Source organism: Candidatus Limnocylindrales bacterium (assembly GCA_035559535.1).
Classification (GTDB): Bacteria; Moduliflexota; Moduliflexia; order Moduliflexales; family JAUQPW01; genus JAUQPW01.
In genome coordinates this window covers 1-16,655 of record DATMBG010000054.1, presented here as the reverse complement: position 1 = coordinate 16,655, position 16,655 = coordinate 1, and the positions used below count along the sequence as shown (strand labels likewise).

Annotated in this window: 14 protein-coding genes, 1 tRNA gene and 1 pseudogene; all 16 read left to right on the top strand. The window is 44.8% G+C overall.

What is annotated here, in order from left to right; genetic code table 11:
* A partial coding sequence (locus VNM22_21255) for a hypothetical protein (GenBank protein ID HWP49698.1) occupies positions 1-105 on the top strand: 105 nt, incomplete at its 5' end.
* Positions 106-347: 242 nt separating this feature from the next.
* Entirely contained in the window at positions 348-497 is a 150-nt protein-coding gene (gene rpmG / locus VNM22_21250; protein ID HWP49697.1) for a 50S ribosomal protein L33, read from the top strand.
* 111 nt (positions 498-608) lie between these two features.
* Positions 609-684 (top strand) — tRNA-Trp (locus VNM22_21245).
* Between the two features lie 73 nt (positions 685-757).
* Positions 758-943 carry a preprotein translocase subunit SecE gene (gene secE, locus VNM22_21240; protein ID HWP49696.1) on the top strand — a complete coding sequence of 62 codons (186 nt, stop codon included), beginning with the start codon at positions 758-760 and terminating at the stop codon, positions 941-943.
* A 37-nt stretch (positions 944-980) separates the two neighbouring features.
* Entirely contained in the window at positions 981-1,514 is a 534-nt protein-coding gene (nusG, locus tag VNM22_21235; GenBank protein HWP49695.1) for a transcription termination/antitermination protein NusG, read from the top strand.
* 78 nt (positions 1,515-1,592) lie between these two features.
* Positions 1,593-2,018: a 50S ribosomal protein L11 gene (rplK, locus tag VNM22_21230; GenBank protein HWP49694.1), complete on the top strand. Its 426-nt coding sequence runs from the start codon at positions 1,593-1,595 to the stop codon at positions 2,016-2,018.
* Between the two features lie 79 nt (positions 2,019-2,097).
* Positions 2,098-2,802 (top strand): 50S ribosomal protein L1, encoded by a 705-nt coding sequence (rplA, locus tag VNM22_21225; protein ID HWP49693.1) that lies wholly within the window; start codon positions 2,098-2,100, stop codon positions 2,800-2,802.
* Between the two features lie 12 nt (positions 2,803-2,814).
* A complete protein-coding gene (rplJ, locus tag VNM22_21220; GenBank protein ID HWP49692.1) occupies positions 2,815-3,336 on the top strand; it encodes a 50S ribosomal protein L10 in 522 nt (173 codons plus the stop codon).
* Between the two features lie 61 nt (positions 3,337-3,397).
* Positions 3,398-3,781, top strand: coding sequence for a 50S ribosomal protein L7/L12 (gene rplL, locus VNM22_21215; protein ID HWP49691.1), 384 nt, complete (start codon positions 3,398-3,400; stop codon positions 3,779-3,781).
* 133 nt (positions 3,782-3,914) lie between these two features.
* The gene (gene rpoB, locus VNM22_21210; GenBank protein HWP49690.1) at positions 3,915-8,327 is read left to right on the top strand and encodes a DNA-directed RNA polymerase subunit beta; all 4,413 of its coding nucleotides are present in this window, start codon (positions 3,915-3,917) and stop codon (positions 8,325-8,327) included.
* A 73-nt stretch (positions 8,328-8,400) separates the two neighbouring features.
* Positions 8,401-9,963 (top strand): annotated as a pseudogene (locus VNM22_21205) (DNA-directed RNA polymerase subunit beta').
* A gap of 222 nt (positions 9,964-10,185) precedes the next feature.
* Positions 10,186-13,053 (top strand): PDZ domain-containing protein, encoded by a 2,868-nt coding sequence (locus VNM22_21200; protein ID HWP49689.1) that lies wholly within the window; start codon positions 10,186-10,188, stop codon positions 13,051-13,053.
* Between the two features lie 309 nt (positions 13,054-13,362).
* Positions 13,363-13,737: a 30S ribosomal protein S12 gene (rpsL, locus tag VNM22_21195; GenBank protein HWP49688.1), complete on the top strand. Its 375-nt coding sequence runs from the start codon at positions 13,363-13,365 to the stop codon at positions 13,735-13,737.
* A 115-nt stretch (positions 13,738-13,852) separates the two neighbouring features.
* Positions 13,853-14,326: a 30S ribosomal protein S7 gene (gene rpsG / locus VNM22_21190; protein ID HWP49687.1), complete on the top strand. Its 474-nt coding sequence runs from the start codon at positions 13,853-13,855 to the stop codon at positions 14,324-14,326.
* A gap of 25 nt (positions 14,327-14,351) precedes the next feature.
* Positions 14,352-16,430 (top strand): elongation factor G, encoded by a 2,079-nt coding sequence (fusA, locus tag VNM22_21185; protein HWP49686.1) that lies wholly within the window; start codon positions 14,352-14,354, stop codon positions 16,428-16,430.
* Between the two features lie 85 nt (positions 16,431-16,515).
* Positions 16,516-16,655 (top strand): GTP-binding protein (locus tag VNM22_21180; GenBank protein HWP49685.1); only part of this gene is annotated, 140 nt, incomplete at its 3' end.

Sequence of the window (16,655 nt, the reverse complement as noted above, 5' to 3'; positions counted from 1 at the left end):
GCGGAGTTGATCACACCGGTTGCGATGGAGAAGGAGTTGAGGTTTGCGATACGGGAAGGAGGGAAGACGGTAGGGGCTGGAGTGGTCAGTGATATTCTTGAGTAGAGAGAGTCAGGAGAAAAGATTCAGGAGAAAGAAAATACCCTCGAGCGCTAAGTAGCCGATCCTAAACCTTAGGGATCGGATCTTGACCCGCCCCTGTGCTTCCACGAAAACAACAGAAATCTTCCAGATCGCTTACTTAACTCCTGAATCCTGGTTTATAAAAGGCTAAAGGCCAATGGTTAAGGGAAGATCGTTCCTTTAACTTTTGGCCCTTAACCTTTTATTATTTTGAGACCTGCTGCATGCGAGAGATTGTAACATTAGCCTGTACGGAGTGTAAACGGAGAAATTACTCCACTACAAAGAATAAAAAAAGAACTCAAGATAAACTGGAGTTTAAAAAGTTTTGTCGATTTTGCAGAAAACATACGGTCCATCGAGAGACTAAATAAGGGATGAGACTTATCCCGCTCTCTTCTTTGCTCCCTGTTTGTGAATAAAGGATACCTCGTCCACTTTCTTCTTTTCAGTAAGTAATTTGTTTGGATGATTTCAGGTAAGAAAGGCCAGTAGCTCAATTGGTAGAGCACCGGTCTCCAAAACCGGGGGTTGGGGGTTCGAGACCCTCCTGGCCTGCCATTTCCAAAAAGAAGTCAGTGGATTTGTGGGACTTGCCGGTAGATAAAAATTGCTCAATTTTTAGAGAATTATCATGAAAAAAGTCTGGGTCTTCCTCCAAGAGGTAAGAAATGAACTAAAAAGGATTTCCTGGCCTTCCAGGAAAGAAGTCATAGGAGCTACAACCGTTGTCATTGTTACAACCTTGTTTATGGGACTGTTTCTGGGAGTCATAGATTTGATTCTCTCCAGAGCGGTCGAGTTTTTATTGCAAAGGTAACAAGGATTCTACGTGAGTTTAAATTAAGTTAGAACCCATGTCTTCCTATAAGTGGTACGTTATTCATACCTACTCAGGATTTGAGAAAATAGTTAAGGCCAATATAGAACAGCGTATAAAATCCCTTGGACTGTCCGATCACGTTCAAGAGATTGTTATACCTGAAGCCCCTGAAGTTCAAATCCGAGACGGAAAAAAGCAGGAATATTCGAAGAAATTCTTCCCTGGTTATATTTTCATCAAAATGAAGATGTCGGATGATGTCTGGTATGCGATTCGAAATACCCCGAAGGTGTCTGGATTTGTTGGAGGGATCAAACCTTCTCCCCTGCCAGAGTCGGAAGTGGAGTCTATCATCCGACAGATGAAGGAAAAGTCAGAGAAACCTCAGCCCAGAGTGATGTTCAACAAAGGTGAAGAAGTTAGAATCATCGATGGACCTTTCACCAATTTTGTTGGAGTGGTAGATGAAGTTTATCCAGAACAAGGGAAGTTAAAGGTGATGGTAACCATCTTTGGTAGATCTACGCCTGTTGAATTAGAGTTTTTGCAGGTCGAGAAAAATACGTAATGCGGGGACAAGGGGACACGGAGACGCGGGGACCAGAGAAAATGATTTCCGCATTCCTGCCTCCTCGAGTTTATCAGAATGGCTAAAAAAGTAGTGGCTCAGGTGAAATTACAAGTACCGGCTGGACAGGCAAATCCTTCTCCTCCCGTAGGACCTGCCTTGGGTCAACATGGGGTTAACATCATGGAGTTTTGTAAGCAATTCAATGCTCAAACCCAAGGACAAGAGGGGTTGATTATTCCTGTCATTGTAACGATTTATTCAGATCGATCTTTTACTTTTGTTACAAAAACTCCTCCGGCTGCGGTCCTCCTCAAACGAGCTGCAGGGATTGCAAAGGCCTCTGGAGAACCCAATCGAAATAAAGTCGGTAAAGTGACTAAAACTCAGGTTCGAGAAATCGCAAAGTTAAAACTGCCAGATCTCAATACCGATACTCTTGAAGCGGCCGTTCGAACTATAGAAGGAACGGCTCGAAGTATGGGAATCGAAATCGTCGAATAAGGTGAGAAATAAAGGGGGAAGGAAGAGCTCAGGGTATAGATTCTTCCTTCCTCCTTTAACCTTCATCCTTTTTAAGGTTGTGCCAAAGCATGGTAAGAAATATCAGGAGAGCCTCAAATTGATCGACAGAAATAAAAAGTATGGCCTGTCCGAAGGAATCCAGTTGATTAAACAGGTGGCCTATGCGAACTTCGATGAGACTGTGGAGATGGCTATCCGACTGGGCGTAGACCCCAGAAAAGCCGATCAAATGGTTCGTGGTTCGGTTGTACTTCCCCATGGAATAGGTAAAACGGTCCGGGTTTTAGTCTTTGCAGAAGGCGAGAAGGAAAAAGAAGCCCTGGAGGCCGGAGCTGATTATGTGGGAAAAGATGAATATATAGAAAAAATTCAGCAGGGCTGGCTTGAATTCGATCGGGTTATCGCAACCCCTAATCTCATGGGAGCTGTGAGCAAATTAGGTAAAATCCTGGGCCCTCGAGGGCTTATGCCGAATCCGAAGACCGGAACGGTGGGTTTTGAAGTAGGAAGAATGGTAAAGGAAGCTAAAGCTGGTAAGGTGGATTTCAAGGTTGAAAAAGCAGGAATTATCCATGCTCCCATCGGGAAAAAGTCATTCTCGGCTGAAAAACTCATTGAGAATGCCAAAGCTTTATTGGAAACGGTCCTGAGACTCAAGCCTGCTACCAGCAAAGGTCAATATATTCGCAGTATAGCAGTTTCTACTACGATGAGCCCGGGGATAAGGCTAGATCCTGTGGGAGTCGTAGCGGAAATCCGCTAGCGTACTTAAACTATGGTTAAACCTGAAAAAGTTGAAGAAGTCGAATCTCTGAAGAAAAGTTTTGAAAAGAGCTCCCTGGCCGTTTGTGTTGATTTTCGAAGTGTAAATGTAGATCAAATTTCCAGATTGCGAAAGCAGCTCAGAACCTTTCCGGTAGAATACAAAGTGGTAAAAAACACTCTGACCAGGCTTGCTATTCAGAATACCCCGTTTCAACCCCTAGAACAATTTTTATCGGGCCCAACCGGGGTTGCCTTCTTCCAGGGAGATCCGGCAACTCCCATAAAAGTATTAACAAAATTTGCTAAAGATGTCCCGAACTTTCAAATCAAGGGTGGGGTTATCGACGGTACGCCCCTAGGTCCTCAAGAAATAGAGAAGCTTGCGGAACTCCCCTCCCGAGAAGTATTACTCGCCCAGTTACTGGCGACGATGAAATCACCTATTACAAATTTAGTATGGACCTTACAGGGGGTTTTACGACAACTTATTTATACCTTGCAGGCAATAGCAGATAAAAAAGCGAATGCGTAATGCGTAAACCCTCTACCGTATCCACGCATTACGTATTGCATTTTTGACCAAAGGAGAAACAATGGCACAGGTTACCATGGAGGATGTAATTTCCTTCATCGAAAATATGTCGGTTCTACAACTCAATGAACTGGTTACGACCCTTCAAAACAGGTTTGGTGTAACAGCTGCGGCTCCTGTAGCTGCAGGACCTGCTACCACGGTGGCGGCTCCTGCTGAGAAGAAAGAGGAGAAAACAGAGTTTAATGTGATTTTAACAGGGGCTGGAGAGAAAAAGATCCAGGTTATCAAGGTTGTCCGGGAATTAACAGGACTCGGTTTAAAAGAAGCTAAGGACCTGGTTGAGGCCGCTCCGAAACCTATCAAGGAGGGCATTTCCAAAGAAGAAGCAGAGAACATTAAGAAAAAAATAGAAGAAGCGGGTGGAACCGTTGAAATAAAATAAGTACGGGCGCGCAGCGGTACGCTCGTATAAGATTGTCAGTTGCGTACGACACGGATTTTGTTATGAATACACCGGTTAAGTTGTAAACCGGTGTATTCGTATCAGAATCCGTGTCGTGCACTAAGGACAAAAAATGCAAGAAACTAAACAGAAAACTCCGAAGTTTTTGGAGGAAATAACTTCTACCGGTCGAAACCGCTTAGATTTTGCCAAAATACCCACTATACTGGAGATCCCTAATCTCATAGAGATCCAACAGGAATCCTATGAGAAATTTTTGCAAATTAATACTCCTCCGGAACAACGAAAAGATATCGGATTGCAAGAGGTCTTTAAGAGCGTCTTTCCCATAGTGGATTTCAATGAAATGGCTCGTCTGGAGTTTGATAGCTACTACTTCTTGAAACCTAAGTATGAAGTAAATGAATGTAGAGAGCGCGGCATGACCTATGCGGCACCTCTTAAGGTAAAAGTTCGATTGGTTACCTGGGAACAAGACGAGCAGACAAAAGCAAAATCGGTTCGGGACATTAAAGAACAGGATATCTATTTTGGGGAAATCCCCCTGATGACTCCCAAAGGAACTTTCATTATAAATGGGACAGAGAGAACCGTCGTCAGTCAAATGCATAGATCTCCGGGTATATTTTTCAGCCATGATAAGGGAAAGACCCATGCAAGTGGCAAAATCCTTTACAGCGCCCGGGTAATTCCGTATCGAGGATCCTGGTTGGAGCTTGAATTTGACTATAAAGATTATCTATATGTCCGTATCGATAAAAAACGAAAAATCTTAGTAAGTACCTTTATCCGAGCTCTTCAGTATATCGTTGAAGAAGAAATAAAGGAAGCCGAGGAAAGAGGTGAAACGCTACCGGATTCTTTGAATCTGGATTCAACAGAAAATATCCTGCGTACATTTTATGATATTATCACTTTCAAATTTGATGAGGTTGATAAATCCTTAAAAGGCCAAACTTGCTCGGTGGTCATCAACCCGGATTTAAAGGTTTCCAGTCCAGATGCACTGGATGAATTCCTTCGGGGCTTTACCGCAGCAACAGATGTAATCGCTCCGGATGGGACCGTCATTTTAGAGAAAGATAAGAAAATTACGAAAAGGGCTTTAAAACTCTCAAAGCAACACCAAATTAAAGAGATTCCGGTATATTCCCAACACCTCACCGAATGTGTGGTAGCCAAAGATATCGTAGATCCAGAGACTGGAGAGATTATTCTGGCCTGTAATGAGGAAATTAGTGAAGAAGCCATTGCTCGTATTGTCCAGAGCCCGATTCAAGAAATCGAAGTCCTTCTGATAGACAACTCCGTGGGTGGAGATGCCCTGAGTAACGCCTTCAAGAAAGATCCTATTAAGAGTAAGGATGAGGCTCTCATAGAGATCTATCGAACGCTCCGCCCGGGGGATCCCCCTACGCTGGATAGTGCGAAAAAACTTTTTAAAAACCTTTTCTTCAATCCAGAACGTTATGATCTTTCCCGAGTAGGTCGATTAAAAGTCAATGAAAAGCTGAAATTAAATAAGCCTTTGGACCACAGAACTTTAGATTCTAGAGACCTCATTGAGATTATTAAATACATGCTCCGGCTCCGAATGGGAGAAGGAAACATAGACGATATCGATCATCTTGGAAATCGCCGGGTTCGCTCCGTTGGAGAACTCCTGGAGAATCAATTTAGAATTGGACTTGTGCGGATGGAACGAGCTACCAAAGAACGTATGAGTTTACAGGAGTTGGATACGGTCATGCCCCATGATCTGATCAACGCCAAACCGGTTACCAATGCTGTCAAAGAGTTCTTTGGGAGTTCGCAACTTTCCCAGTTCATGGATCAAACGAACCCACTATCCGAGCTTACGCACAAACGGCGGCTAAGTGCCTTAGGACCAGGAGGATTAAGCCGTGAACGTGCTGAGTTTGAAATGCGGGACGTGCATCCGACCCACTATGGGCGAATCTGTCCGGTTGAAACTCCAGAAGGACCTAACATTGGGTTGATTGCGAGCTTAAGTACCTATGCCCGGATCAACGATTTTGGATTTATAGAAACGCCCTATCGAAAAGTCGTCAAGGATAAAGATGGAACCGTTCGTGTGACCAATGAAATAGAATTTCTGGCGGCTTTCAAAGACGAACAATATACCATCGCCCAGGCCAGCGCAGAGATAGATGAAGAAGGAAGATTTATTCGGGATCGCATCTCTGCCAGACGTCGCGGTGAATTCGTAATGGTTCCACCCGACCAGGTGGATTACATGGATGTTTCTCCCAAACAGCTGGTCAGTGTCTCGGCTTCTTTAATTCCTTTTCTGGAAAATGACGATGCAAACCGGGCCTTGATGGGTTCCAACATGCAACGTCAGGCCGTTCCCTTACTTAAAACAGATGCTCCTTTAGTTGGAACCGGAATGGAACGAATCGCCGCAAGGGATTCTGGTGCTTTGGTTATTGCCAGACGCTCGGGTGTGGTAGAGGATGTGGATTCTCGTCGTATCGTCATTCGGGCAGATGGGGAATCTGAAATTGTAGACCGGTACTCAACCAACTATTTCCAGGATTCAGAGAATGAAGCGAATTCCATGGTGGACATCTATAATTTGACCAAATTCCAGCGCTCGAATCAAAATACCTGTATTAATCAAACTCCCCTGGTGAAAATAGGAGAACGGGTTAAAGCCGGCCAAGTTATCGCCGATGGATTTGCAACCGACCACGGAGAGTTAGCCCTGGGCCGTAATGTGCTGGTGGCTTTTATGCCTTGGGGGGGCTATAACTTTGAGGATGCCATTCTGGTAAGTGAAAAAGTAGTTAAGGAAGATCTTTTTACTTCCATCCATATCGAAGAATGTGAAATCGAAGCCCGGGATACCAAACTGGGTCGAGAAGAAATCACGCGGGATATTCCCAACGTCAGTGAAGAAGCTTTACGCAATCTAGATGAAAGTGGCATTATCCGAATCGGCGCAGAAGTTAAGCCCGGGGATATTTTAGTGGGGAAGGTAACGCCCAAAGGAGAAACTCAGCTATCTCCGGAAGAAAAACTCTTGCGGGCGATCTTTGGAGAAAAAGCCGGTGATGTAAAGGATGCTTCTCTTTATACCCCCCAAGGCATCGAAGGGGTTGTGATCGATGTCAAAGTTTTCTCCCGAAAGGGAATTGAGAAGGATGAGCGGGCTTTAAGCATTGAAGATGCCGAAATAGCCAAAATTATAAAAGATTACGAGGATGAGATCAAGATCGTTAAAGACGAACTCCGCAAAAAGCTCATCGGTCTTTTGAAAGGTAAGGTGGTTGCCAAGGATTATGTGGATCCTACCACCCAGGAGGTTCTGCTCTCTAAGGGGGAGAAAATCACGCCTGAAAAACTTGCTTCGATTCCCACAGAAGATTTTAACAAGATTAAAATCCTGGAAATCCAGGACGTGAAAGAAGAAATGGACCAGCTCCAGGAAAATGCCATGGATCAAATTCATATCCTGGAGACGATTATGAATGAAAAAACCGGTCGACTGAAAACAGGGGATGAACTGCCTCCAGGAGTTGTCAAACTGGTTAAAGTGTATATCGCGGTTAAACGTAAATTATCCGTGGGAGATAAAATGGCAGGAAGACACGGAAACAAAGGCGTGGTGGCGAAAATTCTTCCGGAAGAGGATATGCCTTACCTCCCCGATGGTACCCCCATTGAGATTATTTTAAACCCCTTAGGAGTTCCTTCGCGAATGAATGTGGGTCAAATCCTTGAAACCCATCTCGGTTGGGCCTGTCGGGAGTTAGGTAAGAAAGTCGCTCAATATCTGAAAGAGCTTGAGGCCTGGGATAAAAACTCAGGATCCAGGGCTTCTGATTCTGTGGCATCAGGCAACGGACAACAGCCTTCCGGTAATAAGCAACAAACTCTTCAAAAATTAAAAGATCTTATTAAAGGGATTTACAACGGAACCCGAATAGCAAAAGAGGTAGAAGCTTTCCTGAATGAGGCAAACGAAGAAGAAGTTAAAAACCTTGCGCGTTCTTTGAAGGATAACGTATATGTTGCTTCTCCTGTATTTGACGGAATCAAAGAAGAAACCATCCGCGAGAAGCTGCGGCTGGCCGGTTTGCCGGAAACAGGGAAGACGACCCTCTATGATGGACGAACTGGGGAAGCCTTTGATCAAGAAGTAACCGTTGGGTACATCTATATGATGAAGCTCTCTCACCTGGTGGATGATAAAATGCATGCCCGATCCATTGGACCTTATTCCTTAGTTACCCAACAACCTTTGGGAGGAAAAGCTCAATTTGGGGGTCAACGTTTCGGTGAGATGGAAGTCTGGGCCCTGGAAGCTTATGGTGCCGCCTATAATTTACAGGAGCTGCTAACGGTTAAATCGGATGATGTGGTAGGAAGAACTAAAATCTACGAGGCTATTGTCAAAGGACGTCATGTGCTTGAACCTGGAGTTCCAGAATCCTTTAATGTTTTAGTGAAAGAACTTCAAAGCCTGGCTCTGGATGTTGAATTGATCCAGCAAAGCTAACGCGGTCACATAGACCCGGTGGACACAGAGCAAATAAAGCTCTGTGATCTAGGGGTCTGTGTGGCTAAAAAGAATGCAAGACGTATTAGAACTTTTTAGAGGAACTCATAGTAGCCTGAATTTTGATGCCATTAAAATATCTTTAGCCTCTCCGGACAAGATTCGAGAATGGTCTCATGGGGAAGTAAAAAAGTCTGAAACGATTAATTATCGAACTTTTAAACCGGAGCGGGATGGATTATTCTGCGCCAAGATCTTCGGTCCCATTAAAGACTGGGAATGCCTGTGCGGAAAGTACAAGAGAATTCGCTATCGGGGAGTAGTGTGCGAAAAATGTGGGGTTGAAGTAACTCAGTCCAGGGTGAGGCGGGAAAGACTGGGCCATATAGAACTCGCCTGCCCGGTTTCTCATATCTGGTTTTTTAAGGGCCTTCCCAGTAGAATCGGACAGCTACTGGATATTCCGTTAAAAAAACTAGAAACGATTCTTTATTTTGAAAATTATGTGGTGATTGATCCTGGAGATACCGACCTTGAGGAACGACAACTCTTATCAGAAGAAAGTTATCGTGAGCTGATGGAAAATCCCGATTATGCCGGGAAATTTAAAGCTGGAATTGGAGCCGAGGCTATTCGGGATCTTTTGAAACGTGTCAACATCGAAGAGTTAGCTAAGGAACTCCGGGCGCAACTTAAAGAAGAATCTTCCGTTCAGAAAAAGAAAAAAATTACCAAACGACTTAAAGTGGTAGAAGCTTTTCGAAAATCGGGTTGTAAACCCGAAGAAATGATTCTGGAAGTGATTCCTGTACTGCCGCCCGAGCTCAGGCCTCTGGTCCCTCTGGATGGGGGTCGGTTTGCTACTTCTGATCTGAATGATCTCTATCGGAGGGTTATTAACCGAAATAATCGGTTGAAAAGGCTTCAAGAACTTAAAGCGCCAGAAGTTATCATCCGTAATGAAAAAAGAATGCTCCAGGAGTCGGTAGACGCCTTGTTTGATAACGGAAGACGCGGAAGGGTTCTTCGAGGCTCCAAGAATCGACCGCTTAAATCTTTGAGTGATATGCTCAAAGGTAAACAGGGGCGATTTAGACAAAACCTCCTAGGTAAACGGGTGGATTATTCTGGACGTTCGGTTATTGTTGTAGGGCCAGAACTCAAGTTATACCAATGTGGACTTCCTAAGAAAATGGCTTTGGAGCTCTTTAAGCCTTTTATATTTAATAAACTTCAAGAACATGGTTATACCACCACCATGAAGAGTGCCCAGAAGATGGTGGAGAGGGAAGCCCCGGAGGTGTGGGATGTTTTAGAAGAGGTTATTAAAGAACATCCGGTATTACTTAACCGGGCCCCTACCCTTCATCGCGCCGGTATCCAAGCCTTTCAACCGGTCCTGGTGGAGGGAAAAGCCATCAAGATCCATCCTCTGGTTTGTGCGGCATTTAATGCCGATTTTGATGGGGATCAAATGGCAGTCCATGTACCCCTTTCCATTGAGGCCCAAATTGAAGCCAAAGTGCTCATGATGGCAACCAGCAATCTCCTGTCCCCGGCCAATGGACTCCCCCTGGCTCTTCCCAGCCAGGACATGGTTCTGGGGATCTACTACTTAACCAAAGAATGTCAGGAGCTTCCCGATGAGATAACGGTTATCCATCCCTCCGACGAAGCTGAAGATAAGAAGGGAGAAAAACAAACAATTCTAAAGATAAAACTGGGAAACTTCCCCGAGGATTTTAATTACCCAACCCCAGAACTCCTGGCAGAATTCGGACTCTCTCGGGAAGAGGAGGAGAATGTGATCCTTTTTCCAAAAATAGGACTGGGCCTTCGGAGTGAGGCCGTGAAATTGATGGATGCCGTTGAAAGCGCTTCAGGTAACGGGCATAGGACTTCAAAGGGAGGAGTTTCTGTATTTAAAGTTGTTGAGAAGAGCCCCGCAGAAAGAGCCGGATTAGCCGTTGGGGATAAAATCATCTCTATAAATGGTTTCGAAGTTAAAGACCTGACCGATGTGTATCGTATAAAAAGCTTAAGATTTTTCGCCAATGCTCAAGAGGTCCGAATCGCTTTCGATGATAAAAAAGTGGGACTCCTGGAGAAAATAAGATTAAGACTTAACGGAAGCTCCATAACGACAACGGTAGGTCGCGTCCTCTTCAACGAAATCCTTCCCCAAGGGTATCCTTTCTTGAATGAACATATGACCAAGAAGAAGTTGGAGCGGCTGGTAGCGGATATTCACCTGAAGTATGGGAATCAGACGACCGTAGAAGTACTAGATCGATTGAAAACTTTGGGTTTCACCTACGCCACGCTGTCTGGGATCTCCATTAGTATCGACGATATCCGTATTCCTCCCAAGAAGCAAGAGTTGATTGAACGGGCCGAAGAAGAAGTGATGAAAGTCGAACAGCAATATCGGAGTGGAATCATTACCAACGGAGAGCGTTATAATAAAGTTATCGATATCTGGTCCCGCACCACCGATGAAGTTGCCAAAGAAATATTCGAGGAATTGGAGAAACGGGAGCAGGAAGGGATCCTTCTGGGAAGAAAAGGGGAAATTGATGAACGAAGGTATGCCGGCCATAAGACTCCCAGTGAAGGAGAGTTTAATCCTATTTATATGATGGCGGATTCGGGATCCCGTGGAAGCCGTCAACAAATACGTCAATTAGCTGGAATGCGAGGTCTTATGGCGAAACCTTCCGGAGAAATTATCGAAACTCCCATTAAGGCTAACTTCCGGGAAGGCCTTACAGTGCTCCAGTACTTTATCTCTACCCATGGAGCAAGAAAAGGATTAGCCGATACTGCTCTTAAAACTGCAGATTCGGGTTATTTAACCCGACGCCTCGTAGATGTCGCCCAGGATGTGACGGTTTCCCAGTATGATTGCCAGACTCTGGATGGGATTGATATCGAGGCCATTATTGAAGGCGGCGATGTGATCGAGCCTTTGAAAGATCGTATCTTAGGCCGCGTTGCCCTAGATGATATCAAAGATCCTCATACCGGAGAGGTCATCGTCAAAGCCAACGAAGAAATCAATGAGGACTACGCCGAGAAAATAGAACAGGCCGGGGTGGTAAGTGTTAAAATACGATCGGTCTTAACCTGCCAGGCTAAACGAGGGGTTTGTGTCCTCTGCTACGGCAGGAATTTAGCCACTCGAAGGTTAGTCGATATCGGCGAAGCCGTCGGAATCATTGCTGCTCAATCCATAGGAGAACCAGGAACCCAGTTGACCATGAGAACCTTCCATATCGGAGGGACCGCCATCGTGGTAGAAAGATCCGTTTTAACGGCTAAAAATAGCGGGACCGTAAAGTTCCATTCTGATTTAAAAACCGTTGCCCGAAAAGAAGGAGATCTGGTAGTACTGAGCAAAACGGGTGTGGGATATATCGCCGTTTTAGACGAGAAAGGTCGAGAAAGGGAACGACATCCTCTTCCCTACGGAGCCGTATTGAAGGTTCGAGATGGACAGCGAGTGGAAAAAAATCAGACCCTGGCTGAATGGGATCCTTACTCTGCGCTGATCATTACAGAATATCCGGGTGTTGTCACCTTTGAAGATGTAACCGTTAAAGAAGATCTGGATGAAGTGACCGGTTTAACAACCCCTAAGGTGGGAATCCCCCTTAAGGAAGATGTTCAACCCAAGGTACGTATCAAAGATGTGATGTTACCCCGAATTGCCGAAATCGATGGAGTAGTCAAAATAGAAAAACAGGAGAAGGATCGAATGATCATTATTTCCATTTTGGGAGATAATGATCAGAAAAAAGTTCTCAGTCTGGAACACGATTCTTATCTCAAGTTAGAAGTTAAAAACGGACAACGGGTGAAACAAGGGGATGTTCTGGCCCTGGTACCTTATAAGATTCCTCTTCCCATTGGAGCTCATTTGCAGGTAGCAGATGGACAGGTGGTTTCTGCAGGCGATATTATAGCCAAAATTCCCAAAGATACCACTAAAACCAAGGATATTACAGGTGGTTTGCCCCGTGTGGTGGAACTCTTTGAAGCCAGAAAACCAAAGGAATACGCCATTATCAGTGAGATTGATGGCGTGGTGAGCTTTGGAGGTATCTCACGAGGAAGCCGGAAAGTGATTGTACGTAATGATAGTGGAGATGAGAAAGAATACTCCATTCCAAGAGGAGTCCATATCAGTGTTCGAGAAGGTGATCGGGTCAAGGCCGGAGAAGCTTTGATGGATGGCCCTTCCAATCCCCATGACATTTTACGAGTCCTGGGTGTTAAAGAGGTCCAAAAATATCTGGTTAAATCGATTCAGGAAGTTTACAAACTCCAGGGTGTAAATATCAACGATAAGCATATCGAGATCATCGTTCGGCAAATGTTACGGAGGGTCAAAATAGTAGACCCCGGAGATACGGAATTTCTACTGGATGAGTACGTGGATCGATTTGCCTTTGAAGAAGAAAATGAGCGGGTTATCAAAGCCGGTGGCCGTCCTGCCAGAGGACGACCCCAACTCTTGGGAATTACAGTGGCCAGCCTAAGTACAGATAGCTTCATTTCAGCAGCCTCATTCCAGGAAACGACCCGGGTACTTACAGAGGCCGCCATCTCCGGCAAAGTAGATGACCTGAGAGGGTTAAAGGAGAATGTAATCGTAGGACGACTGATACCGGCAGGAACGGGGATGTTAAGATATCGAAAAGCCACTGTTAAAGCAAACTTATAATCCACTACCGGATAAGCGGCCATAAAAAATTACAAGTTTTCCACGATTGTTTTCACAGAGGGTAGGGGTGGTTTTGAAACCCCCCCCTACCCGGGGACCGCTCAGAATTACCGGGCGTGATGAGCCATTGTTCTGGTCCTTTATAAGTCGTTCCCGGTCTGTTGTTTAATTATCTAGACGCCAGAAGCCTGTTGGATACCCCTTGATAGATTTTGTAATTACCGTTATATTATAGCGTTACCTTATTAATAATTAACAATGAACCATTAGCTCGAGTTAATGGTTCATTGTTCATTGTTTCATTGCTAAATGCCGACAGTTAATCAGCTGATCAGAAAAGGGCGTGAAAAGGTTAAATCAAAGACACATAGTCCTGCTTTAAGAGCGTCTCCGCAGAAGCGGGGAGTTTGTGTCCGAGTTTACACAACAACTCCTAAAAAACCTAATTCCGCACTTAGAAAAGTTGCCAGAGTTCGCTTAACCAATGGCATAGAAATTACCTCTTATATTCCTGGAATCGGACATAACCTGCAAGAGCACTCCATCGTTCTGGTAAGAGGAGGGCGCGTTAAAGATCTTCCCGGTGTACGGTATCATATCATTCGGGGAGCTTTAGATAGTGCAGGGGTCCAGAATAGATTCCAGGGTCGCTCTAAATATGGAGCTAAGAGACCGAAGAAATAGTTAAAGGAGTTTTAAGTTTTTGAATAAACTAAAGTACCTAAAGTGTTTTAAGTTTTTAAGTAAGCGAAAGTGTCTAAAGCACTTAAAAGACATTTTAGAGGCTTGAAAGAAGAATATGTCGAGAAGAAAAGTTGCAGTCAAACGAACCGTATTGCCGGATCCTAAATATAATAGTGTCCTGGTTGCTAAGTTTATTAACTGTTTAATGAGAGACGGAAAGAAAAGTATTGCAGAAAAAATTTTTTATAGTGCCTTGGATATTATTCGTGAACGAACCGGAAACCGGGATGTTTTAGCCGTATTTAATAAAGCCGTATCCAATGCAAAACCGGTTCTGGAAGTGAAATCAAGGCGAGTAGGGGGTTCGACTTACCAGGTTCCTGTCGAGGTTCGACCTGAACGTCGGACCACCTTAAGTATCCGGTGGATTATTGAGTACGCAAGGCAAAGAGGAGAAAAGTCTATGCAGGAACGTCTGGCATCCGAGTTGTTAGATGCTGCCAATAACAAAGGCAATGCAATCAAGAAGAAGGAGGATACCCATAAAATGGCAGAGGCGAATAAGGCATTTGCCCATTACAGGTGGTAAAAACGGTATCCGAGAGTGAGGAAGGATGGAACAGCGAGTACCTTTAAAAAAATGTAGAAATATCGGTATCATGGCTCACATTGATGCCGGTAAGACAACGACAACAGAGAGAATTTTATACTATACGGGTAAAACCCACCGCATTGGCGAGGTCGATGAGGGAACTGCAACCATGGATTGGATGGAGCAGGAGCAGGAAAGGGGAATTACCATTACCTCCGCATCAACGACTGCTTTTTGGAAAGACCATAAGATCAATATCATCGATACCCCAGGTCATGTGGATTTTACCGTAGAAGTTGAAAGATCCTTGCGGGTGTTAGATGGAGCCATTGCAGTCTTTTGTGCCGTCGGTGGCGTAGAGCCGCAATCCGAGACGGTATGGCGGCAGGCAGATCGGTATCGTGTACCACGAATTGCCTTCGTCAATAAAATGGACCGAACCGGAGCTGATTTCTTTCATGTGGTGGAAATGATAAGGGAACGGCTCGCTGCTAATGCCGTACCTGTACAAATTCCCGTTGGAAAAGAGGAAAGTTTCAAAGGGGTTGTGGATCTCATTACCATGAAGGCCATTATATACGACACGGAGAGTTTGGGAGCCACTTATTCAGTTGTGAATATTCCTGAAGAGTTGAAGAAAGATGCTGAGATTTATCGGGAAAAACTCCTGGAAGCCCTTAGTGAGGTCGATGAGGTCATCCTTGAAAAATATCTGGAAGGAAAAGAAATCTCCGAGGAAGAAATACGTGGCGCTATTCGGAAAGCGACCCTAACCGTTTCGTTTATCCCGGTATTATGCGGCGCTTCTTTCAAGAATAAAGGCGTTCAACCTCTCCTTGATGCCGTTATCTATTATTTACCCTCTCCAGTGGATATTCCACCGGTATTGGGAGTCAATCCCATCACCGAGATGGAAGAAACCCGAGCTGCTGATGATGAGGCTCCGTTGTCTGCTCTGGCCTTTAAGATCATGAACGACCCTTACGTAGGTCAGTTGACCTTCTTACGCACGTACTCCGGGACTCTAGAGTCAGGATCCTCGGTTTATAATTCAACCAAAGGGACGAAGGAGCGTATAGGTCGCTTACTCCGCATGCATGCCAACAAACGAGAAGAAGTCAAGGTCGTTTACGCCGGAGATATTGTAGCCGCCATTGGATTAAAAAATACCGCCACGGGAGATACGCTTTGTGATGAAAATAAACCCATTGTGTTGGAATCGATGAAATTTCCCGAACCGGTTATTTCGGTTGCTATTGAGCCGAAAACGAAAGCAGATCAGGAAAAACTGGGTACCAGCCTGGCGCGACTGACCCATGAAGATCCTACCTTTAAAGTTAAGGTGGACCCCGAAACCGGGCAAACTCTTATCTCTGGAATGGGGGAACTCCATCTGGAAATTATCACAGATCGCCTTCTCAGAGAATTTAAAGTTGAAGCCAATATCGGAAAACCCCAGGTCGCTTACAAGGAAACCATCAAGAAAGAAGCTGAGGCCGAAGGGAAATTCATCCGACAGACCGGAGGTCGGGGTCAGTACGGCCATGTAAAGATAAAAGTAAGTCCTTTGAATCGGGGAGAAGGATTTAAATTTGAAAATAAGATTGTGGGAGGTGTAATTCCGAAAGAATATATACCTGCCGTAGAAAAAGGGATCGCTGAAGCCATGGAAACAGGATCTTTGGCTGGTTATCCGGTAGTGGATGTGAAGGTTGAGCTCTTTGATGGATCTTATCATGAAGTAGATTCCTCAGAAATGGCTTTTAAAATAGCCGGATCCATGGCTTTCAAGGAAGCTTGTAAACGGGGAGATCCGGTTCTGTTAGAACCTATTATGGATGTGGAAGTGGTAATTCCCGAAGAATACTTGGGTGATGTCATTGGAGATCTAAATTCCCGAAGGGGAAAAGTTCTTAATATGGAAACCCGAGGGGGGGCCCGGGTGATCAGGGCTAACGTGCCCCTTTCTGAAATGTTTGGATATGCGACCAATATACGTTCTAGAACCCAAGGGCGTGCTACTTACACCATGCAGTTCTCTCATTATGGTGAAACCCCCTATAACATTACCCAAGAAATTGTTTCAGGAAAAAAAGGTTAAATCATCTCCTGTCGGCTGTCCCTTATCCGTTGTTGGTCCAGTAAACAACGAATAACGAACAACCGACCGGGGAGAGTCTCTACAGATGAGCAAAGCGAAATTTGAGCGGACGAAGCCGCACGTGAATATAGGGACCATTGGGCACGTAGACCACGGCAAGACGACCTTAACCAGTGCGATTACCAAGGTATTGGCCTTACAGGGATTGGCCCAGGCGAAGAACTA

Coding starts and splice junctions, on each gene's coding strand:
- rpmG (HWP49697.1), top strand. CDS start 348: ATGCGAGAGATTGTAACATTAGCCTGTACGGAGTGTAAACGGAGAAAT.
- secE (HWP49696.1), top strand. CDS start 758: ATGAAAAAAGTCTGGGTCTTCCTCCAAGAGGTAAGAAATGAACTAAAA.
- nusG (HWP49695.1), top strand. CDS start 981: ATGTCTTCCTATAAGTGGTACGTTATTCATACCTACTCAGGATTTGAG.
- rplK (HWP49694.1), top strand. CDS start 1,593: ATGGCTAAAAAAGTAGTGGCTCAGGTGAAATTACAAGTACCGGCTGGA.
- rplJ (HWP49692.1), top strand. CDS start 2,815: ATGGTTAAACCTGAAAAAGTTGAAGAAGTCGAATCTCTGAAGAAAAGT.
- rplL (HWP49691.1), top strand. CDS start 3,398: ATGGCACAGGTTACCATGGAGGATGTAATTTCCTTCATCGAAAATATG.
- rpoB (HWP49690.1), top strand. CDS start 3,915: ATGCAAGAAACTAAACAGAAAACTCCGAAGTTTTTGGAGGAAATAACT.
- VNM22_21200 (HWP49689.1), top strand. CDS start 10,186: ATGGATGCCGTTGAAAGCGCTTCAGGTAACGGGCATAGGACTTCAAAG.
- rpsL (HWP49688.1), top strand. CDS start 13,363: ATGCCGACAGTTAATCAGCTGATCAGAAAAGGGCGTGAAAAGGTTAAA.
- rpsG (HWP49687.1), top strand. CDS start 13,853: ATGTCGAGAAGAAAAGTTGCAGTCAAACGAACCGTATTGCCGGATCCT.
- fusA (HWP49686.1), top strand. CDS start 14,352: ATGGAACAGCGAGTACCTTTAAAAAAATGTAGAAATATCGGTATCATG.